General features: G+C 52.4%; 18 protein-coding genes, 3 tRNA genes and 1 riboswitch. Of the genes, 6 read left to right on the top strand and 15 right to left on the bottom strand.

The window, feature by feature from the left end:
* Positions 1-60 precede the first annotated feature (60 nt).
* Positions 61-780: an RsmE family RNA methyltransferase gene (locus DXB92_RS06470; RefSeq protein ID WP_051343790.1), complete on the bottom strand. Its 720-nt coding sequence runs from the start codon at positions 778-780 to the stop codon at positions 61-63.
* Positions 781-1061: 281 nt separating this feature from the next.
* Here DXB92_RS06470 and DXB92_RS06465 point away from each other — a divergent pair, with 281 nt between their 5' ends.
* Positions 1062-1709 (top strand): hypothetical protein, encoded by a 648-nt coding sequence (locus DXB92_RS06465; protein WP_117733250.1) that lies wholly within the window; start codon positions 1062-1064, stop codon positions 1707-1709.
* A 209-nt stretch (positions 1710-1918) separates the two neighbouring features.
* Here the strand turns inward: DXB92_RS06465 and DXB92_RS06460 are convergent, their stop codons facing one another.
* Together DXB92_RS06460 and DXB92_RS06455 are read right to left on the bottom strand one after the other, a co-directional pair.
* A complete protein-coding gene (locus DXB92_RS06460; protein ID WP_117733249.1) occupies positions 1919-2194 on the bottom strand; it encodes a hypothetical protein in 276 nt (91 codons plus the stop codon).
* 78 nt (positions 2195-2272) lie between these two features.
* Positions 2273-2348, bottom strand: a tRNA-Gln gene (locus DXB92_RS06455).
* Positions 2349-2631: 283 nt separating this feature from the next.
* Here DXB92_RS06455 and DXB92_RS06450 point away from each other — a divergent pair.
* From DXB92_RS06450 to DXB92_RS06435, 4 genes are read left to right on the top strand one after another with little or no spacing between them, the layout of a single operon-like run.
* On the top strand, positions 2632-3912 hold the full coding sequence (locus DXB92_RS06450; protein WP_117733248.1) for an SPFH domain-containing protein: 1281 nt from the start codon (positions 2632-2634) through the stop codon (positions 3910-3912).
* Between the two features lie 20 nt (positions 3913-3932).
* Positions 3933-5018, top strand: coding sequence for a TFIIB-type zinc ribbon-containing protein (locus DXB92_RS06445; protein ID WP_117733247.1), 1086 nt, complete (start codon positions 3933-3935; stop codon positions 5016-5018).
* Complete coding sequence (locus tag DXB92_RS06440; protein ID WP_117733246.1) at positions 5015-5950, top strand: hypothetical protein; 936 nt, start codon at positions 5015-5017, stop codon at positions 5948-5950. Before DXB92_RS06445 ends, DXB92_RS06440 begins: the two co-directional genes overlap by 4 nt.
* Positions 5947-6405, top strand: coding sequence for a GNAT family N-acetyltransferase (locus DXB92_RS06435; protein ID WP_117733245.1), 459 nt, complete (start codon positions 5947-5949; stop codon positions 6403-6405). The genes DXB92_RS06440 and DXB92_RS06435 overlap by 4 nt, the downstream gene beginning before the upstream one ends.
* 288 nt (positions 6406-6693) lie before the next feature.
* Here DXB92_RS06435 and DXB92_RS06430 read toward each other — a convergent pair whose 3' ends face one another.
* From DXB92_RS06430 to DXB92_RS06380, 12 genes are all read right to left on the bottom strand, one after another.
* Positions 6694-7326 carry a folate family ECF transporter S component gene (locus tag DXB92_RS06430; RefSeq protein WP_181976939.1) on the bottom strand — a complete coding sequence of 211 codons (633 nt, stop codon included), beginning with the start codon at positions 7324-7326 and terminating at the stop codon, positions 6694-6696.
* A gap of 100 nt (positions 7327-7426) precedes the next feature.
* Positions 7427-7531, bottom strand: a riboswitch (THF riboswitch).
* A gap of 75 nt (positions 7532-7606) precedes the next feature.
* Positions 7607-8770 carry a phosphoglycerate dehydrogenase gene (locus DXB92_RS06425; protein ID WP_117733243.1) on the bottom strand — a complete coding sequence of 388 codons (1164 nt, stop codon included), beginning with the start codon at positions 8768-8770 and terminating at the stop codon, positions 7607-7609.
* A 15-nt stretch (positions 8771-8785) separates the two neighbouring features.
* Complete coding sequence (gene serC, locus DXB92_RS06420; RefSeq protein WP_021682817.1) at positions 8786-9871, bottom strand: 3-phosphoserine/phosphohydroxythreonine transaminase; 1086 nt, start codon at positions 9869-9871, stop codon at positions 8786-8788.
* Between the two features lie 241 nt (positions 9872-10112).
* Positions 10113-10793: a hypothetical protein gene (locus DXB92_RS06415; protein ID WP_147330029.1), complete on the bottom strand. Its 681-nt coding sequence runs from the start codon at positions 10791-10793 to the stop codon at positions 10113-10115.
* Positions 10794-10942: 149 nt separating this feature from the next.
* Positions 10943-11638 (bottom strand): leucine-rich repeat domain-containing protein, encoded by a 696-nt coding sequence (locus tag DXB92_RS06410; protein ID WP_117733241.1) that lies wholly within the window; start codon positions 11636-11638, stop codon positions 10943-10945.
* Between the two features lie 222 nt (positions 11639-11860).
* Positions 11861-13681 (bottom strand): translational GTPase TypA, encoded by a 1821-nt coding sequence (gene typA / locus DXB92_RS06405; protein ID WP_117733240.1) that lies wholly within the window; start codon positions 13679-13681, stop codon positions 11861-11863.
* A 180-nt stretch (positions 13682-13861) separates the two neighbouring features.
* Positions 13862-13946 (bottom strand) — tRNA-Tyr (locus tag DXB92_RS06400).
* 27 nt (positions 13947-13973) lie between these two features.
* Positions 13974-14049: transfer RNA gene (locus DXB92_RS06395), tRNA-Thr, on the bottom strand.
* 520 nt (positions 14050-14569) lie between these two features.
* Entirely contained in the window at positions 14570-16771 is a 2202-nt protein-coding gene (locus DXB92_RS06390; RefSeq protein ID WP_117733239.1) for a hypothetical protein, read from the bottom strand.
* The gene (locus DXB92_RS13590; RefSeq protein WP_181976938.1) at positions 16768-16923 is read right to left on the bottom strand and encodes a hypothetical protein; all 156 of its coding nucleotides are present in this window, start codon (positions 16921-16923) and stop codon (positions 16768-16770) included. Before DXB92_RS13590 ends, DXB92_RS06390 begins: the two co-directional genes overlap by 4 nt.
* Positions 16910-17839 carry an ABC transporter ATP-binding protein gene (locus tag DXB92_RS06385; RefSeq protein ID WP_021682707.1) on the bottom strand — a complete coding sequence of 310 codons (930 nt, stop codon included), beginning with the start codon at positions 17837-17839 and terminating at the stop codon, positions 16910-16912. Before DXB92_RS06385 ends, DXB92_RS13590 begins: the two co-directional genes overlap by 14 nt.
* Positions 17836-18234, bottom strand: a complete 399-nt coding sequence (locus DXB92_RS06380; RefSeq protein WP_117733238.1) for a GntR family transcriptional regulator — start codon at positions 18232-18234, stop codon at positions 17836-17838. The genes DXB92_RS06385 and DXB92_RS06380 overlap by 4 nt, the downstream gene beginning before the upstream one ends.
* Positions 18235-18576: 342 nt before the next feature.
* Between DXB92_RS06380 and DXB92_RS06375 the strand changes: the two genes are divergently transcribed.
* Entirely contained in the window at positions 18577-19116 is a 540-nt protein-coding gene (locus DXB92_RS06375; RefSeq protein ID WP_117733237.1) for a stage V sporulation T C-terminal domain-containing protein, read from the top strand.
* Positions 19117-19226: the final 110 nt, after the last annotated feature.

Genomic DNA, 19226 nt, shown 5'->3' with positions numbered 1-19226 from the left:
AACGGCATGACCGAAAAAGTCATGCCGTTTTTTATATGCTATGTTGTGATATATAGATTTTCAAAGGTTTCCCGTCCGGTGCATCACAATAGAGATCGCCGCCAGCGGTGCCGTTTCACAGCGGAGGATCCGGTGCCCCAGCCAAACTGCAACTGCTCCGTTCTGTTGCAGCTGCTCCGCCTCTTCCGGATCGAAGCCGCCCTCGCTGCCCACGATCAGGGCAATGGAACGGCAGTCGTGCAGGTCTGCCTCATCAAACCGGACACCGCCGCCCTCGTACAGCAAAATCGCACGGTCTGCCTGCTGCATCTCCGCACAGGCCTGTGCAAAGGTCAGCATGGGAGCGACCTCCGGAATGATGCCCCGTCCCGCCTGCTTTGCCGCAGAAGCCGCGATTTTTTGCAGCCGCGGCAGTTTCTTCTGAAACTCCGCCGGCTTGGGACGGGAGATGCAGCGGCGTGTCAGCACGGGAACGATTCGTGTGACTCCCAGTTCCACGGACTTCTGAATGATCTGCTCCAGCTTGTCCGCTTTGGGCACTGCCTGATACAAGGTCAGGGACACCGATGGTTCCGCCGCACACAGTTCCGAGGAAACCACGTCCAGATGGACTTCTTCCGGCGTAATGGACCGAATCCGGCACTGGTAATCCCGCCCGTAGGCACAGACTGTCAGCATCTCCCCCACACGCATTCGCAGAGCCAGTCCGATATGGCGGGCATCGGGGCCGGTGATGCACACATCAGATTCGTCTAGTTCTTCTAAAAAAAATCTCGGCATAACGATTTCCCTTTCTATGGCAATACCGCACAAAGATTGTGCGACAGATGCGTCGTCAAATTTTTCGTCAGATGAAACAAAAAGCGGAGTGAATACTGGATGTATTCACGAGCATTTTTGTGAAATATGACGGGAAATTTGCAAGCAGATGGCGTGCAAAGTCGCCAGACGCTCTTTGTGCGGTATTGCCCTTTTCACATAATCTCATGTTCTTGGTTGACAACCTGCCGAAAATGTGCTACAGTATAAGGTAGCATATCATCGAAAGGAACTGATACCTCATGACATACAATCGCAATACGTTCCGGCGGATTCTGGTCTGTGCGACCGCTGCCGCACTGCTCTGCACCGGTTTTGCCGGCTGCTCCGACAGCAATTCCTCTGACAGCGAATCCGGCGTGAACATCGCCATGGAAGATCTGGAATACGGTGCCACCATGCGGGACGACGACAGCCGTGCAGTGCCGCTGGAATACGACAAGCGTTTTCTGGAGGACGGCGAACTGGACGCACTGGCAAACTACTACGCTTCGATCCAGAACGAGGACGTGGAACTGTTCCAGTCCTGCACCGTGGAAAAGTACATGGAATCCCTCTATGAAAACGCCTACGGCGGACTGCTGGACGACAACGCCTATGTCACCCAGCAGAAGGAAAGCTATGAAAAGCAGCTTAGCGGTGACATTCACTTCTCGCAGATTCTGGTGAACGACTGCCTCAAACAGGACGAAACCGGCTCCAATGCGGAATACCTCACCGGCATGCTGAACGAGCTGAACGAGGACAGCAACTATTGTACCGACCACATGGAAAGCTGCAAAACGCTGACCGTACAGCCGGTACTCACCAACGGCACTGATACGGTCTACTGCGACGAAGTCACCGTGTTCCTCATCGAACTGGACAACCAGTACTATGTCTGTGCATAAAAGACAGCACTTCACAAAATCACATGCTTAAGGAAACACTGAATAAAGCTTGTGCGTAAGATGCGTCGTCAGATTTTTCGGCAGATTGCACAGAAATTCCGCAGGCATACTTGATGTATGGCAAGGGATTTCTGGGCAATATGACGGAAAATCTGCAAGCAGATTGCGTGCAAAGCCGTCAGGCGGGCTTTATTCAGCGTTTCCTTAACTTACGCAGTCGGTTCTTCAGGAGCCGGCTGCGTTTTTTCGGTTTCAGGAGCAGCGGCTTCCGGCTTCTGATAGATCGTAACAATGTCCTCCTCAGCTTTCACCTGCTCCTGCTCCTGTTCCTGTTCCTGCTGCCGTTCCTCTTTTTCACGGCATTCCCGCAGCTTTTCCGAGAGGTTCCCCATGGCTTTCCGATACCGCCAGAACAGAAAGATCATGGCGAGGATATACACCACGGTGACGATACCGAGAACGATTGCCAGTTTATGTTCGCCCATAGATGTCCGATCCTTTCTCAATGTCCAGAAAACCCCGTCCAAATACAGTAGCTGGACGGGGTTTTCTCTTTTCACTTTTGGTTGGAGTAGCTGGATTCGAACCAGCGGAATGACGGAGTCAAAGTCCGTTGCCTTACCCCTTGGCTATACCCCATTCTTTCGAAAGTGTTACCTCAGACAAACATTAGTATACCATAAATCTCGGAAAAAGTCAAGTGTTTTTTCATCTCCGAAAAAAATTACAGATTTTTTCGGATATTTTCATGGAAAATGTCAATTTTCACTTGCCAAGTCGATTTTTTTATGGTATAATTATGATAATATTATTGCAAATCAGCATGTAAACCAGCGGCATTGTCCGCATATCACTCGCATATCATAAACCAGACCGTTGGTTTGCATTGCTTCGCCTTATGAAAGAACTGGAGGTTATCAATATGGGTTTGATTCGTGCAGCAGCAGGTGCCGTTGGCGGCACACTGGCAGATTCGTGGCTGGAGTACATCACAGCCGGTGACATGGGTGCCAACACCGTCATGACAAAGGGTGTACAGATCAAGCGTGGCAAACACGGCAGCAACACCAAGGGCACACCGGACATCATTTCCAATGGTTCCCGCGTTGAGGTGGGGCCGAACCAGATGATGATCCTGGTGGACAGCGGTCGGATCATGGACTACACTGCTGAGGAAGGCTGTTATGAGGTATTCCTCTCCTCCTCTCCGTCCATGTTCAACGGACAGCTGAAGGATTCTGTGCGGGAGTCTTTCGAACGCTTCAAGTTCGGCGGACAGCCGGGCAAGTCCCAGCAGGTCTATTTCATCAACTTACAGGAGATCCGCGGCATCAAGTTCGGCACACGCAACGCCCTGCAATACTTTGACAATTTCTACAATGCAGAATTGTTCGTCCGCTGTCACGGCAGCTATTCGATAAAGATCACAGACCCGCTGAAATTCTTTATGGAAGTTGTTCCCCGCAACGCTGCCAGCCTGACATTTGACGAATTGGGCGACCAGTTCAACATGGAATTCCTGTCGGCTCTCCAGTCAGCGATCGGACAGATGTCTGTAGACGGTGTCCGCATCTCCGCCCTGCCGTCCAAGAGCATGGAGCTGTCCAAGTATATGGCAACCGTTCTGGACGAGGACTGGACACAGGCACGAGGCGTGGATATTTGTGCTGTGGGTATCGGCAGCATCAGCTATGACGAGGAAAGCAAGGCTCTCATCAACATGCGGAATCAGGGTGCCATGATGGGCGACCCCTCTGTACGGGAAGGCTTTGTACAGTCGGCTGTGGCAAAGGGACTTCAGGCCGCCGGCTCTAATACTGCCGGTGCCGGACAGGCGTACATGGCAATGGGCATGGGTATGCAGGGTGCCGGCAACTTCATGGCAAGTGCTTCCCAGGCCAATGCCCAGCAGATGCAGCAACAGGCAATGGCTCAGCAGCAGGCAGCCCCCGCTGCAGCAGCTGCAAACGGCTGGACCTGTTCCTGCGGCACTGTCAACAGCAGCAACTTCTGTACCAACTGCGGCAGCAAAAAACCGGCTCCTGCCGGCTCTTGGAAGTGCAGCTGCGGTACAGAAAACACCGGCAATTTCTGCACCAACTGCGGCAGCAAAAAGCCGGCTTCCGCCGGTGAATGGACCTGTTCCTGCGGCACCGTCAATACCGGCAATTTCTGCACCAACTGCGGCAACAAGCGTGGATAAACGGCAAAAAGGAGAACAACATGAATACCGTACAATACAAATGCCCTAACTGCGGTGCGGAACTGACCTTTGATCCGGAACATCAGAATTTCAGCTGCGAATTCTGCGACAGCACCTACACCGAAGCAGAAATGCAGCAGCTGTATCAGAACATGGAACAACAGGCAGATCAGCAAGCAGACGCTTCGGCGGAAACGCTGGAAAGCGAAACTGATGACAAGGCGTTCGAGAACGAAACACGGCTCTACACCTGTCAGAACTGCGGGGCACAGATCATTGCAGAAGCGGAAACTTCCGCCACATTCTGCTACTACTGCCACACTCCGGTGGTACTCGCCGGACGGCTGACGGGAGAATACAAGCCGGCCTATGTGCTGCCCTTTGCGGTCACACGGGAAGCAGCTGTGGAAAAATTCCACAGCTGGTGCAAAAAGCGTTGGTTTCTCCCCAGAAGCTTCACCTCGGAAAAGCAGCTGGAAAAAATGTCCGGTGTTTATGTACCGTTCTGGCTCACCAACTGTGATGCCAAGACCCAAGTAGATGCACTGGGCAAAAAGGAACGCAGCTGGCGGGATGGGGACTATCAGGTCACCGAAACCAAAGAATTCGCTGTAAAACGTCTGGCAAAGATCCCCTATCGCGGCGTTCCCGCAGACGGCTCTCAAAAAATCGAAGATGCTCTCATGAACGCTATTGAGCCGTTCTCCTATGACAAGATGAAAGCATTCTCCATGAAGTACCTCAGCGGCTTTATGGCACAGAAATACGATGTCCCCTACGACCAGATCCTGCCCCGAATCCATAAGCGGATCGACGAACACGCCGTAAAGACCGTGGAAAAATCCATCAGCGGCTACAGTTCTCACGTGGTGACTTCTCACAATGTACAAATGGAAAATATCCAGCACGATTATGCTCTGCTGCCGGTATGGTTCATGCACTACCAGTACCATGGAAAGAACTACGACTTCGCCATGAACGGGCAGACCGGCACGCAGGCAGGCACGCCGCCTCTCAGCTGGGGGAAAGCACTGCTTTTCAGCGGCGTGCTGGCGGCAGCAATTACAGGGCTGGCAGTACTGATAGGAGGGCTGATGTTCCGATGAAAACGATCTGGAAGCAGACCGCGGCAGCTCTGGCAGCCGGTATCTGCATCTGCAATCTCACACTTCCCGCTGTTTCGGCGAAAACCGAGGATTCCAGCAACAATGTCTACATCTGTGACGAGGGTGACTTCCTGTCCGATGCAGAATTTCAGGAGGCAATGGACGAATTACAGGAAGCCGCAGATGAAAGCGGCATGAACGTCGCTCTCTGGATCGGCAGCACTGCCATCGGGGACAATTCTGATGCGGACACCATTGCATTCTGCGATGAAACCTATGAGGAACTCTACGGCATGAATACCGACGGCGTATTCCTCTATCTGGATATGTCCAGAGAAACCTCTCTCTCTCTGTTCGACTACCTCTCCACAAGCGGCAAGGGACAGTTCTATTATACGGACAATGAGGACTACAACCGTGTGGGAACCATGATCCAGGATGTGGAAGAATATCTGCCCCGCGGCGAAGAAGATCTGCCGTCTGCGATACACATCTTCTGTTTCGATCTGAAATACTATGCAGACCAGGGCGTTCCCACTGACAAATACTACACCTACAACAAAGACACCGGAAAGTATCTCATCATGCAGGACGGTCAGGTGCAGGAAGTCAGCAAACTGCCAGAGGAATACACCGCAATACTCAGCTGGGGAACCATTGTGATCCTTGCCGTTCTGATCGGCGTGATCGCTTTTGGCATTTCCGTGCTGTCGATCCGGAATCGGTATAAGTTCAAGGCTGCGGGCAGCCTGCAAAACTATCTGGTTGCCAACGATGTGCAGTACCTCCAGCGATCCGACCAGTACCTGCGAACCTACACCAGCCGCACGAAGATCTCCTCCGAGAGCAGCGGCGGCGGTGGCGGTGGCGGCGGCAGCAGCCACAGCAGTTCTTCCGGCGGCAGCCACGGCGGCGGAGGCGGACACCGATGAGCGAACTGACATTCCGTCCGATCACAGCGGCAGACGAAACGGACTTCTACACCATGGCAGAGGAATTCTTTCACTCCGATGCGGTGCTGCACCCCATTCCCGCAGAGTATCACCGGCGGACGTTTGCGGAGATGATGCGTTCCGACCAGTATCTGTCCGGCTATATTTTTCAGTGTGATGATGCGGTGGCAGGCTTTTCCGTCACCAACCGCATGATGCAGCACGAAGCCGGCGGTGTCATGGTCTGGGTGGAAGATCTGTATATCCGTCCCGCATACCGCGGGCAGGGACTGGGCAGCCGTTTTCTGCAATGGCTGGAGGAACAGCTGCGGGGCGATGCGGTAATGCTCCGGCTGGAAACTGAACCGGAAAATGAACGGGCACAGGCACTGTACCGCCGGCTGGGTTACGAATCGCTGGGGTATCTCCAGATGATAAAACGACTGGGAGATTAGGGAAACACTTAAGGCAATACCGCACAAAGAGCGTCTGGCGACTTTGTACGCCATCTGCTTGCAAATTTCCCGTCATATTTCACAAAAATGCTCGTGAATACATCAAGTATTCACTCCGCTTTTTGTTTCATCTGACGAAAAATTTGATGACGCATCTGTCGCACAATCTTTGTGCGGTATTACCTTAAACAAAAACCACCCGACACAGTACTTTTCCAGAGTAAAAAGTACCGTGTGCGGGTGGTTTTTATTTATATGGAATATACGGAAGTTGTGGGTTGCCTGAAATTATCCAGCCACTTTCGGCGATACCGACCGCCGGAAAATGTGCTGGTAGGCTTTCAGTGCCACCGGCAGCAGAATAAACAGCAGCGGCAGGTCTATCGCCAACTCGATGACATTCTTTGCCACACGTGCCACGATCGCCGCACCATACGCCTCCTGCGGAATAAAGCCGTAGTGCAGATTCAGCTTGGTCTGGATCAGCAGGTTGATGATGATAACGTCCGCCAGCCGTGCCACGATCGCACGGAGATACAGGGTGATGTCCGTAGTCTTGCCGGTCTTGTTGCTGACAAACTGAATGCTGTGACCACTCCACTTCTGATACAGGAACAGCCCGTAGAACAGTCCCTGTAAGCCGCCGACCAGCACATATGCCGGCAGGAAGCCGCCGCTGGGGTGTGCCAGATAGCCCACGATGTCGCAGGCAAAACCTGCCATCATTCCCATGCACGGACCGAACAGCATGCCGATAATGGCGATAGCGAGGAACGCGAAGTTCAGCTTGGCAAAACCGATGTCAATGGAAAACATCTCGATGACCATGGAAACAGCTACCAGCAGCGATGTAGTCACCAGACTGCGAACCTTGGTGAATTCCTTTGCGGAATCCGTAAATACAGACAAAAAATCTCTCATGAAAAAATACCTCCTTTGCCTTGCGGCAGTACAAAACGTTTCTGCTTCGTGCAGCATAAGAGGTGTTTTCTCTGAGAGATTTCTGACTTCTTATGATACATTCAGCGGGATGCGGAAACCGTACCGCAAGCGATCGTTCTCGCTTTTCGTCCCGACAGCAACTCCCCGTCTGACGGACACTTAACGCACGATTTCCTACTCTGGAAATGCAATCTATTCGGTGCTTTCACACCGTTTCAACCCGAAAATTCGGGCAGATGCCAAAGGCTATACGCACAGATCACTTTTCGATCACACGTACACGGAGTACGCCGTCGATAGCAGTCAGTGCTTCGATCATGCCGTCGGTTACGCCGTCAATATCCAGAATGGTATACGCGTAATCCTTCTTGCTGGCATTGGTCATGTTCTCAATGTTGGCACCGGCTTCGCCAATGACAGAAGTCAGGGCAGAAATCATTGCCGGCACATTCCGGTGAATGACGCAAACCTTGGTGTACACTGCCTGAAGCTGTGCATTCGGCAGGTTGACACTGTTGCGAATATCGCCCTGTTCCAGATAAGCCATCAGCTCATCGGCAGCCATGCTTGCACAGTTGTCCTCGCTCTCCGGTGTCGATGCACCCAGATGTGGGGTAGCAATGATGTGCTTGGCGTTGCAGGTCTTGGCATTGGGGAAGTCGGTGCAGTAGTAAGCCACCTTACCGCTTTCCAATGCAGCGATCATATCTTCATCGTTGACCAGTTCGCCGCGGGCATAGTTCAGCACGCGAACGCCGTCCTTCATCTTTGCGATCGTGGCAGCGTTAATCATACCTTCTGTGTCCTTGTTGAACGGTACGTGAATGGTCAGATAATCTGCGGCAGCGAATACGTCGTCCTGTGTCTTTACGACCGTTACCGACGGATCCAGACGCAGTGCAGCACCAACGGACAGGAACGGGTCTGTACCAACGACCTTCATGCCCAGTGCCACAGCGGCATTTGCCACCAGTGCACCAATGGCACCCAGACCGATAATGCCCAGTGTCTTGCCCTTGATCTCCGGACCGGCGAACTGGCTCTTGCCCTTTTCCACCTGCTTTGCCACAGAGGTTTCGCCGTCTTTCAGGGTTGCTGCCCATGCCATTGCCTCCGGAATCTTACGGGAGGAAATGAGCAGACCGGTGAGCACCAGTTCCTTTACGGCATTGGCGTTTGCACCCGGTGTATTGAATACGCAGATACCAGCCTCCGAGCAGCGATCCAGCGGAATGTTGTTCACGCCGGCACCGGCACGGGCAATGGCTTTCAGGTTATCCCCGAACGAGGTATCGTGCAGCGATGCACTGCGGACCAGAATTGCGTCCGGATCCTTGGCATCGTCCGAAATGGTATAAGCATCACAGAACCGGTCTGTGCCTGCCTTGGAAATCTTATTGAGTGTCTGAATGGAATATTTCATTATGCTGTCCTCTCCTCAAGCGTTGTCTGCTTCAAACTGCTTCATGAATGCAACCAGCTTTTCTACGCCCTCGATCGGCATTGCGTTGTAAATCGATGCACGCATGCCGCCAACGGTGCGGTGTCCCTTCAGGTTCACGAAGCCGGCAGCAGTTGCTTCCTTGATAAACTTCGCATCCATGTCCTTGTCGCCGGTAACGAACGGTACATTCATCAGAGAACGGTCTTCCTTGCGGACAGTACCCTTGAACAGCTTGCTCTCGTCCAGGAAATCATACAGCACCTTTGCCTTGGCGATATTCCGCTTCTGCATTTCTTCCAGACCGCCCATTTTCTTGAGCCACTTGAAGACCTTTCCGCAGATGTAGATGCCGTAGCAAGGCGGAGTGTTGTACAGAGAATCTGCGTCTGCCTGTGTCTTCCATGCCAGCATGGTGGGGGTGTTTTCCACAGCCGGCTTTTCCGGAATCAGGTCTTCGCGGATAATGGCAATAACAACACCGGCAGGTCCCACGTTCTTCTGTACGCCGCCGTAGATCACGCCGTACTTGGTCACATCGACCGGCTCACTCAGGAAGCAGGAGGACACGTCAGCGACCAGCGTTTTGCCCTTGGTGTTGGGCAGCTTCTTATATTTTGTACCATAAATGGTGTTATTCTCACAGATATACACATAATCTGCATCATCATCGATAGGCAGATCGGAGCAGTCCGGAATGTAGGAGAAGGTTTTATCTTCCGAAGAAGCCACCTTGACAGCCTTACCGTACTTCTGGGCTTCCTGATAAGCTTTCTTTGCCCACTGACCGGTAACGATATAGTCTGCTACGCCGTTCTTCATGAGGTTCATGGGAACTGCTGCAAACTGCTGAGAGGCACCGCCCTGGAGGAACAGTACCTTATAATTATCGGGGATTCCCATCAGGTCACGCAGATCCTGTTCTGCGGTCTTGATGATCTCATCAAAAGCGGCACTGCGGTGGCTCATTTCCATAACGGACATACCGGTACCCTGATAATCCAACATTTCATCGGCTGCTTCACGCAGAACCTCCTCCGGCAATACCGCAGGGCCTGCACTGAAATTGTATACTCTATGCATTGTCAATACCCTCCTGTGGAAAAAAGCATACAGCTTATCCTACTGCTTTCATTTTTTCCAAAACTTTTCCGCATTTTCATTGAAAATTGCAACACGGTACTTTCTATTATACGCTTTTTCGGCGAAATTGTCAAGCATTTCACAGGGAAATCATGAAAATCCATTTTGGAAATGTCTTTTCAGCCAAAACAGATGCACGTTTTACGCGGGCAGCCGTACTGCCGTTTGTGTCGGTTTCCGCTTATCCCAGCACGCCGAAGCTGCCGTCTGCCTCTGCCGCCAGAATTTCCAGATTGTCCAGAATGGTGATCTCCTCGCCGTCGCTGTTCTCGCCCTTCATGGTCACGGCAATATCATAGATCGCATCGGACTGTTCTTCCAGATCCTTGGTGAATTCCTCGCCGAATGCCTGTGTATAGGCGTTCAGGTACTCCTGCACAAAATTGGTATCTTCCTCGAATTCCTCCGCCATCACTTCCTGTGCCTGTGCCAGTTCCAGACTTTGAATGGTAAAGTTATCGGTGCCGGCATAGTTCACCAGATTCTGGTGCAGCTGTTCCATGCTGTTCTCCAGTCCGTAACCGTACTGCTCTTGCAGCAGGCTCTCCAGCGATGTCCGGTACAGCGGGTTGATCTGCTCCAGATACAGGTCATAGTTCTGGGTGTCCACTGCATAAAAGTACAGGGCGATGGTATTTGCCAGTTCGTCCGGCACCTTGTCCTTATCGTAGGTCAGCTTGTAGTTCATGTTGTCCGGATCGGATTCTGTCACCGGCTCTATGGAATCGGCAGAATCCGTTGTGCTGCTCTCTGCCGCAGAGCTTTCCGCCTTATCTTTCTTTTCGCCGCAGCCGGCTGCACCTGCCGCCATGCCGCATGCCAGCAGCAAAGCCAGTGCCTGTTTCCAGATGTGTTTCATCATGTTTTCCTCCAAAACAAAAAAGCGTGGGCAGCTGCCGGTTTTTTCCTACACACCATATGGTTTGTCCTGTAGGGAACTACACCCGCATTGTCCCACGCTTGATCTTTCGGCAGCACCGCACAAGCTTTGTACAGTGTTGCCTTTATGATTTATCCGAATGTTTTTGTGCTGATGCCGTTGGCAGCTGCCCATGTTTCTATGGCAGAGCCGGACGGGCAAGTGATCGTCACGCCCAGCGGCTCGCTGCCCTCTACCAGTCCCCAGCGATCATATTCCAGTGACGCATTCGCCACAGTCAGATCAGTCAGGCTGGTACAGCCGGTGAATGCTTCCTCCATGACGGTGGAAACGGTTGCCGGCAGAGAAATGCTGGTCAGTGCCGAACAGCCTGCAAAAGCCGCACGGTCGATCTGTGCCACGGTTTCCGGAATCTGTACGGTGGTCAGACTGCCGCAGTCCATGAACGCACTTTCGCCGATTTCCGACAAGCCCTCCGGCAAAGTCACTTCCGTGAGATTCTGGTTTGCCTCAAAGGCATGGTTGGAAATGGCAGAAACCACATAATTGTCCACGGTGGACGGCACTTCCAGAACGGTTTCCATGCCCTGATAGCCGGTGATGCTGACGGTGCCGTCATCGTTCATCTCATACTGGAACACGTTTGTTTCCGCACTGCTGCCGGTTTCTTCCGGTGCAGTACTGCTGTCCGCTGCCTGTGCCGCAGAGCTGGCGGAATTCGCCGTGCTGCTGGCTGGCTGTTTGTCATCGCCGCAGCCGGTGGCAGACAATGCAAATGCTGCTGTCAGCAGGGCTGCCCAAAGTGTCTTTTTCCAAAACTGTTTCATATTTTCATTCCTCTCTGAAACGGGGGAACCCAAAAAATGCTAAGGCAATACCGCACAAAGATTGTGCGACAGATGCGTCGTCAAATTTTTCGTCAGATGAAACAAAAAGCGGAGTGAATACTTGCTGTGTTCACGAGTATTTTTGTGAAATATGACGGGAATTTTGCAAGCAGATGGCGTGCAAAGTCGCCAGACGCTCTTTGTGCGGTATTGCCCTGGGACTTATTTCTTGCCACGCATCTTGGCACGCTGCTGGTTGCTCAGAATCTGCTTGCGGATCCGCAGCGATTTCGGCGTTACTTCCAGCAGCTCATCATCTGCCAGGAATTCCAGACAGTCTTCCAAGCTCAGATTGCGGGGCGGTACCAGACGCAGAGCATCATCGCTGCCGCTGGCACGGGTATTGGTCAGGTGTTTCCGCTTGCAGACATTGACTACCAGATCTTCTGCCTTCGGCGATGCACCAACGACCATGCCCTCATACACCGGTACGCCGGCACCGATAAACAGGGAGCCTCGTTCCTGTGCGTTGAACAGACCATAGGTGACAGCTTCGCCGGTTTCGAAAGAGATCAGAGAGCCGGTGCTGCGGCGGGGAATCTCCCCCTTATACGGTGCGTATTCATAGAATACGCTGCTCATGATGCCCTCGCCCTTGGTGTCGGTCAGAAATTCGCTCTTGTAACCGAACAGACCGCGGGACGGGATCAAAAATGTCAGACGGGTACGGCTGCCCTGCGGGTGCATATCCTGCAATTCCGCCTTACGGGAGCCCAGCTTTTCCATGACGGAGCCGACACAGTCCTCCGGCACGTCAATGGACAGTTCCTCGATAGGCTCGTAACGCTTGCCGTCTACTTCGTGGAACAGAACACGCGGTGTGGAAACGCCCAGTTCATAGCCCTCACGACGCATGTTTTCGATCAGAATGGACAGGTGCATTTCGCCTCTGCCGGCAACGCGGAACGCATCAGTGCTGTCGGTTTCGGTGACACGCAGAGAAACGTCACGGAGCAGTTCCCGCATCAGGCGGTCACGCAGCTGGCGGGAGGTGACGAACTTGCCTTCCTGACCGGCAAAGGGGCTGTCGTTGACGCTGAAAGTCATTTCCACAGTCGGTTCGCTGATCTTGGTGAACGGCAGTGCTTCGAAGTCGTCCGGTGCACAGACCGTATCTCCGATCGAGATGTTTTCGATACCGCTGATCCAGACAATGTCGCCTACGGTCGCACTCTCTGCCGGCACACGCTGCAAGCCCTGAATTTGCAGCAGAGAAACGATCTTGTTCCGGCGGGTGTTTTCCGGATCGTGGTAGTTGCCCAGCAGTACCTGCTGTCCCACCTGAATGGTACCTCTTTCAATTCTGCCGATACCGATTCTGCCCACGTATTCATTATAGTCAATGGAGGAGATCAGCATCTGTAACGGTGCGTCCGGATCGCCCTCCGGCGGATTCACATAGGACATAATGGTGTCGAACAGCGGCTTCAGATCCTTGCCCTCACCGTGGGGGTCAAAGCTTGCAGTACCTGCACGGCCGGAGCAGTACAGGAACGGCGTATTCTCCAGCTGTTCCTCGCTGGCATCCAGATCCATCAGCAGTTCCAGCACTTCATCTGCGATCTCGTCCAGACGGGCATCGGGGCGGTCGATCTTATTGACGGCCACGATGATCTTCAGGTTCATTTCCAGAGCCTTGGACAGTACGAAACGTGTCTGAGGCATCGGGCCCTCTGCGGCATCAACCAGCAGAATGGCACCGTCTACCATGCTCAGTACACGCTCTACCTCGCCGCCGAAGTCAGCATGTCCCGGTGTATCAATGATGTTGATCTTGGTATCGCCGTAGCGTACCGAAGTATTCTTTGCCAGAATCGTGATACCGCGTTCCCGTTCCAGATCGTTGGAGTCCATGACACGTTCTGCCACAGCCTGATTTTCACGGAACACGCCGCCCTGTTTCAGCATTTCGTCTACCAGCGTTGTCTTACCGTGGTCAACGTGTGCGATAATGGCAACATTTCTCAAATCCTCACGAACCATAATTCTCTCCTCATTCCTATGGTATGGGTTTTGCGAACCGGCATCAAAGCCTGTCCGCCGATTCTGCATAGACAGCACCGTGCAAAGCTTATGCAGGGCTGCCTGATATGTATTGCTCTACAATCCATACACATGCGAAAAAGAAAAACAGGCAAACTCCCGAAGGGTTTGCCTGTTTTCTGGTGGGGGAGGACGGATTCGAACCATCGAAGCTAGAAGCAACAGATTTACAGTCTGCCCCCTTTGGCCACTCGGGAACTCCCCCATGTAACATATGTATGTTGTAGAATATTGGAGCTGGTGGACGGACTTGAACCCCCGACCTGCTGATTACAAATCAGCTGCTCTACCAACTGAGCTACACCAGCACTCGTGTGCTGCAACGATAATTATTATAGCACAACTTCGGGGTACTGTCAAGCATTTTTTTGAGGTTTTTCTTTTTCAAAGTTTCAGAATGTGAAACTTGTCTTTTTGAATCAAAATATATCTGATTTTAGCTATACGGGAATCTGAAAATAATTTTTGTGGAACAGGCAGTTTGACGAAGAGAGCCTCAGCTGCCGGCACAATTCAGGATTTATCGGGGCGATGCGGGCATGCCACCTACTTTATAAATTAGGCTTCCTTGAAAAAGGCACCCAAACTGAGCTAGCAGCCGCAAGCTGACTGAGAGATTTTGCTGTGAAATCTGCAATTCAAGAAAAAATTTCACCAGAATCCCTCCACCAGCTTCGCTGGTCCCCCTCCCTTTTCAAGGGAGGCTTATTCCAAAATAAAAAGAACCTGTTTTGCATCTGTGCTTATACAGATGTAAAACAGGTTCTAAGGAAGAAGTGGGAATCTGCCCTCATGGAACAGGCAGAATCCACATGAAGATGTCAGGATTTAACCAACTGCTTCGACAGCATCATAATCGCCAAGTTCCGCATCGGAAAAATCGTATTCGTTGTAATTTTCAACGCTGAACAGTTCCTCAGTCTGGGGATCATCGAAGAACGAATCCTTGATAGGAATTTGCAGATCAATCGCATTGCCCTGATCCATCAGACCGTCCTCCGACCACAGGTAAAGTTCCACATAGGACTCCCCTGCCTGCATCGGTCTGTCCAGAATCGCATACTGCATGAGCAGCTGTAAAGATTCGCTCTGGTTCAACGGCTGGCAGTCAGAAGCATAGGCATAGTGACCGCTGTAAGCCGAATCGGAAGAACCGCCGTAAGCATTCATGTTGACGGAAACATTCTTATCACTCTTGGTCAGTTCCGACAGCAGTGCCAGATTGTCCTTTTGTGCCGCATAGAGCATTTCGTAGAACTTCTTTGTCGTTTCCGGTGTCAGATTCTGATAGATCGCACAATCCAGTGTGTATGATCTTCCGTTTTTACGGAATGTGTAATCGATGTCGCTCACCCATGTATCGTCAGTACTGCCGTTCTGCATTGTCTGATACAGGGTTTCAAAGTCTGCTGACTGCAATTCCTCCCGATAGGTCTGCAACAGCTCCTCCGCCTGCTCTGTACTCAGATAGCAGGAACCCACCTGGTCGCGGAATGCTGCAGTGCCCTTGAGTTCCTGCGGCGGATTTCGCCATGCGTCCACATAGTCCGCATTGGTCTGCAATGCATTCAGCAGCTTTTCCGTTTCGGAAACAGGCACATAGATCAGCCGGCAAAGTGTCTGGTCTTTCGTGCGGATAATCACGTGATAAGCACAATAGGAATAGTCACTTTCGGTGTAATACTTGCTCTGATAAGCATCGCTCCCGCCTTCTTCCCACGTTTTCAGGTTTTCATCCAGATAGTAGGACACCAGTGTCACGGCAGTGGGGTCGGTGATCGCAATGTCACGGCTCATCAGGTTGATATAATCCCGATAGTTCAGATAGTTGCTGCCGGAAATATAGTCCGTGCCGTCTGTGCTGCAAAATGACACGCTTTCGATCTCCTGCATTGCCGGACGCTGTGCCACGATGTGTTTTTCCACCGCATGCATGCCCAGCAGGATCCCCACATTCAGCAGTGCCACAATGCCCAGCCCCGGCAGTGCCGTCAGCAGGTTTTTCCACTTCTTCGTGGTAATCAGTTCGTAGGCAAAGTACACCAGTGCTGCCACCAGATAGAGCACCAGGAACGCAAACCATTCGTCCCGCATCATACCGGTAGTCATTTCGCTGAACATCACACAAACGATAAAGATACAGATCACCATGGTCACCACAATGCGGTAGATGTGCTGGAGCAGACGGCTGGGAGCAGACTGTCCGGCAGCCTCACTGCGGCGGCGGTGGAACAAGAACGCCGCGATCGCAAAATACAACAGCCCCAGCAGGAACGTGTACAGATATGCCTGCCAGCTGGGAGAAAAGAGAGTTTCTATGCTCGTTCCGTCGTTTTCGGACATGGAAAAGACCACGTTGACACCAGAGAACAACAGGTTATTGGCATTCCGGAAAAATCCCGTTCCCGCAGAATCCGACAGAAACGGCAGGGCATTCACCATAGACGACTGCAATGCCAGTACACAGAGCCGCGGCAAAAAAAGCAGGATTCCGGCAAACAGCAGGTTCGTGAAAACAGTACCGGTAATGCTCATGGAAACCAGCACACCGGCAACCAGCAGAAAACTCATGCAGAACAGACTCGCCGCAAAGGGCAGCAGGCTGTCCATCAGCAGAGTGATGTACTTGTGTGTAAATCCACAGGTGATGACAGAAGTCAGCGTGCCCAGCACCAGCAGCAGGACTACCCACAGCAGCACGGCTCCGGCATAACTCAAGTACAGGGTGATCCGTTTATGGGGCAACGCGTGATACAAGTCTGATGCCGCCCGATTATCCAGAAAGTGGAACAGCATCAGCGTCATCAGCGGTGCCGCCAGCAGCACCACAAGCAGCGTCACATTGATGCCCCACGCTTCATAGACGACTTTGGTATAATGAGGGCTGCTGCTCAAGCTGATTGCCTGGGCAACTGGCTCCAGAACGGCACCCAGCACCACGATCACAGCACTGAAGATCCCGATCATCTTGCACTGCTGAAAGCCTTCCCACAGCAGCCGCAGGGAAAAGTGCATCTTCTTTTGTTTCATCTGATAAATCCTCCCCTTGCGTGAAAATACGCCACGGCACAAACCGCAGCCAGTCCCAATACCACCAGCAGCAGAGCCAGCGAACCCAGCAGCTGCCGGCGAGCTTCCTGCCGATCCTGTCTTCCGGCATACCGATGTTCAAGATTTTGCATGTTCGCTCTCCTCCTCTAACAGGTCATCGATCTGGAACGTATAGCCCAGCGTTTCCATTTCATATGTAAAGACTTCTTCCAGTGTCAGCGGAAGTACGTCCAGCAGAATCGGTTCCATTGCCCGCAGCTTCTGCACGATCTCGTCGCGGTCGCCGCTGACGATCAGATTGGCAACGCTGCCGCTCTTCTCATAGTGGGAAACCTGAATTCCCTGGAACTTGCTCTTGTCGTACTCGCCGCGGAACGCGATCTGAATCTTGAACTGAGAAGTTTTCAGGTTCTCGATGTCACTTTCCAGCACCAGACCGCCCTTATGGAGCAGTGCCAGCTGGTCACAGATGTCCTCCAGTTCCCGCAGGGAGTGAGAGGTGATGATCGCCGAGGCTCCCCGTTCCAGCACGTCCTCGCAGATCAGCTTTTTCACAAAGTTCCGCATTACCGGATCCAGCCCGTCAAAGGTTTCGTCGAAAAACAGGTAATCCGGACGGCAGGACAGTGCCAGAATGGTTGCCGCCTGCCGCCGCATGCCCTTGGAGAACTGTCCCAGTGACTTGTTCCGGGGCAGCTGCAAATGGCTGCGGAGTTTTTCAAAACGATCTCTGTCAAAATCCGGATACAGATTCCGGTACATGCGTTCCATGCGGTTCAGATTTGCCCCTGCCAGAAAATAGAGTTCATCCGGCACATAGGCAATGCGGCGTTTCACAGCAGGATTATCCCAGACCGGTTCGCCGTCGATGCGGATTTCACCGCCGTCCGGCTGATACACACCGGTGAGCGTCCGCAAGAACGTGGATTTTCCGGCACCATTAGAACCGACCATACCATAAATACAGCCGGAGCCGATGGTACAGGTGACATTTTCCAGTGCGGTGAAATCCTGAAACCGTTTTGTGAGATTCTTGATCTCGATCATGCCTGACTGCCCCCTTTCTGCAATTCTTTCGCCTCAGTAAACGCCTGCTCCACACAGGCGGTGATCTCCTCCTTCGTCACACCAGCCATCGCCAGTGCCGTCAGCATCTCCGTCAGGTCTTTCATCTTCTCTCTCCCTTTCTCCAGCAGCTTCTGCTGGGCATCTGCACAGACATAGTAGCCTTTTCCAGGAACAGACTGGATCAGCCCTCGGGCATCCAGTTCAGTATAGGCTTTCAGAATCGTTCGCGGATTGATCGAATTGGTCATCGAAACGCTCCGCACCGATGGGATCTGTGCCTCAGGCTGTAACACGTCCGTCAGAATAAACTGTTCCACCTGATGAATGATCTGTTCATAAACTGGTTCCCGCGACATCGCGTCGATCTGGAACATGGCAAAACCTCCGTTCTCCTGTTATTTTTCAGGAAGTACTGCACGCAATCTGCTTGCAGCATTTCCTTCATATTCCCAAGCTTGTGTTGCATGCGTTTTAGGTGTTGTATCTCTCATGCAACACGTTAAGTATACCATATCCGTTCTCTCTTGTCAAGAGGTTTTGCAAAAAAAATTTGACGACGCATCTATCGCACAATCTTTGTGCGGTATTGCCTTGACAGGCACGATATTTGCCATTGATGTATAAATCTTCCGATTTTGCAGACAATAGCTTTGCATCGCAGCAGCATGCGAGATTGTCGGGGCAGTGCTGTCCCGAGCAAGGAGGATTTTTGAGATATGAAAGCAACTGGAATTGTCCGGCGAATCGACGATCTGGGGCGTGTTGTGATCCCGAAGGAGATTCGCCGCACCATGCGGATCCGGGAGGGCGACCCGCTGGAGATCTACACCAGCAGTGACGGCGAAGTCATCTTCAAGAAGTACTCTCCCATCGGAGAAATGGGAGAGAGTGCGGCACAGGTGGCAGAGATCATGCACCGGCTGGCGGGGTGTCCCGTGGCAGTGTTCGACCGCGACCATGTCGTTTCGGTATCCGGAGCCGCCAAAAAGGAGTGGAACGCCCGACGGGTTTCACCGGAACTGGAAGAACTTATGGAGCAGCGGCGGCAGTACTTTTCCGATGCCGGCGAACCGGAATTTCTACCCGCAGAGGGCATGGAAAAGGCGGCTGTGGCATGCATGCCCATTCTCTCCGCCGGTGACGTGACCGGAGCCGTGGCATTTCTGGAAAACAGCGAGCACACCGCACTGAACGAAACCCAGAAGAGTTTGATTCAGGCGGCTTCGCAGTTTCTGGGGAAACAACTGGAAGACTAAAGGCAATACCGCACAAAGATTGTGCGGTATTGCCTAAAGGAAACAGGTCATCGGCATATTGAACTGACCCCAAAAAGTTAGACAAAGATTCAAAAGAAAATCTATGCAAA

This window comes from Ruminococcus sp. OM06-36AC, from assembly GCF_003438725.1.
GTDB lineage: Bacteria > Bacillota > Clostridia > Oscillospirales > Ruminococcaceae > Ruminococcus_C > Ruminococcus_C callidus.
This window is presented reverse-complemented; position numbering and strand designations above follow the sequence as displayed.

What these genes read in the sequence shown, in the direction of transcription:
- DXB92_RS06385 (WP_021682707.1), bottom strand. Translation starts at nt 17,839, where the DNA reads ATGATCGAGATCAAGAATCTCACAAAACGGTTTCAGGATTTCACCGCA.
- DXB92_RS06410 (WP_117733241.1), bottom strand. Translation starts at nt 11,638, where the DNA reads ATGAAACAGTTTTGGAAAAAGACACTTTGGGCAGCCCTGCTGACAGCA.
- DXB92_RS06445 (WP_117733247.1), top strand. Translation starts at nt 3,933, where the DNA reads ATGAATACCGTACAATACAAATGCCCTAACTGCGGTGCGGAACTGACC.
- typA (WP_117733240.1), bottom strand. Translation starts at nt 13,681, where the DNA reads ATGGTTCGTGAGGATTTGAGAAATGTTGCCATTATCGCACACGTTGAC.
- DXB92_RS06440 (WP_117733246.1), top strand. Translation starts at nt 5,015, where the DNA reads ATGAAAACGATCTGGAAGCAGACCGCGGCAGCTCTGGCAGCCGGTATC.
- DXB92_RS13590 (WP_181976938.1), bottom strand. Translation starts at nt 16,923, where the DNA reads ATGCAAAATCTTGAACATCGGTATGCCGGAAGACAGGATCGGCAGGAA.
- DXB92_RS06470 (WP_051343790.1), bottom strand. Translation starts at nt 780, where the DNA reads ATGCCGAGATTTTTTTTAGAAGAACTAGACGAATCTGATGTGTGCATC.
- DXB92_RS06435 (WP_117733245.1), top strand. Translation starts at nt 5,947, where the DNA reads ATGAGCGAACTGACATTCCGTCCGATCACAGCGGCAGACGAAACGGAC.
- DXB92_RS06415 (WP_147330029.1), bottom strand. Translation starts at nt 10,793, where the DNA reads ATGATGAAACACATCTGGAAACAGGCACTGGCTTTGCTGCTGGCATGC.
- DXB92_RS06390 (WP_117733239.1), bottom strand. Translation starts at nt 16,771, where the DNA reads ATGAAACAAAAGAAGATGCACTTTTCCCTGCGGCTGCTGTGGGAAGGC.
- DXB92_RS06430 (WP_181976939.1), bottom strand. Translation starts at nt 7,326, where the DNA reads ATGAGAGATTTTTTGTCTGTATTTACGGATTCCGCAAAGGAATTCACC.
- DXB92_RS06375 (WP_117733237.1), top strand. Translation starts at nt 18,577, where the DNA reads ATGAAAGCAACTGGAATTGTCCGGCGAATCGACGATCTGGGGCGTGTT.
- DXB92_RS06465 (WP_117733250.1), top strand. Translation starts at nt 1,062, where the DNA reads ATGACATACAATCGCAATACGTTCCGGCGGATTCTGGTCTGTGCGACC.
- DXB92_RS06425 (WP_117733243.1), bottom strand. Translation starts at nt 8,770, where the DNA reads ATGAAATATTCCATTCAGACACTCAATAAGATTTCCAAGGCAGGCACA.
- serC (WP_021682817.1), bottom strand. Translation starts at nt 9,871, where the DNA reads ATGCATAGAGTATACAATTTCAGTGCAGGCCCTGCGGTATTGCCGGAG.
- DXB92_RS06460 (WP_117733249.1), bottom strand. Translation starts at nt 2,194, where the DNA reads ATGGGCGAACATAAACTGGCAATCGTTCTCGGTATCGTCACCGTGGTG.
- DXB92_RS06380 (WP_117733238.1), bottom strand. Translation starts at nt 18,234, where the DNA reads ATGTTCCAGATCGACGCGATGTCGCGGGAACCAGTTTATGAACAGATC.
- DXB92_RS06450 (WP_117733248.1), top strand. Translation starts at nt 2,632, where the DNA reads ATGGGTTTGATTCGTGCAGCAGCAGGTGCCGTTGGCGGCACACTGGCA.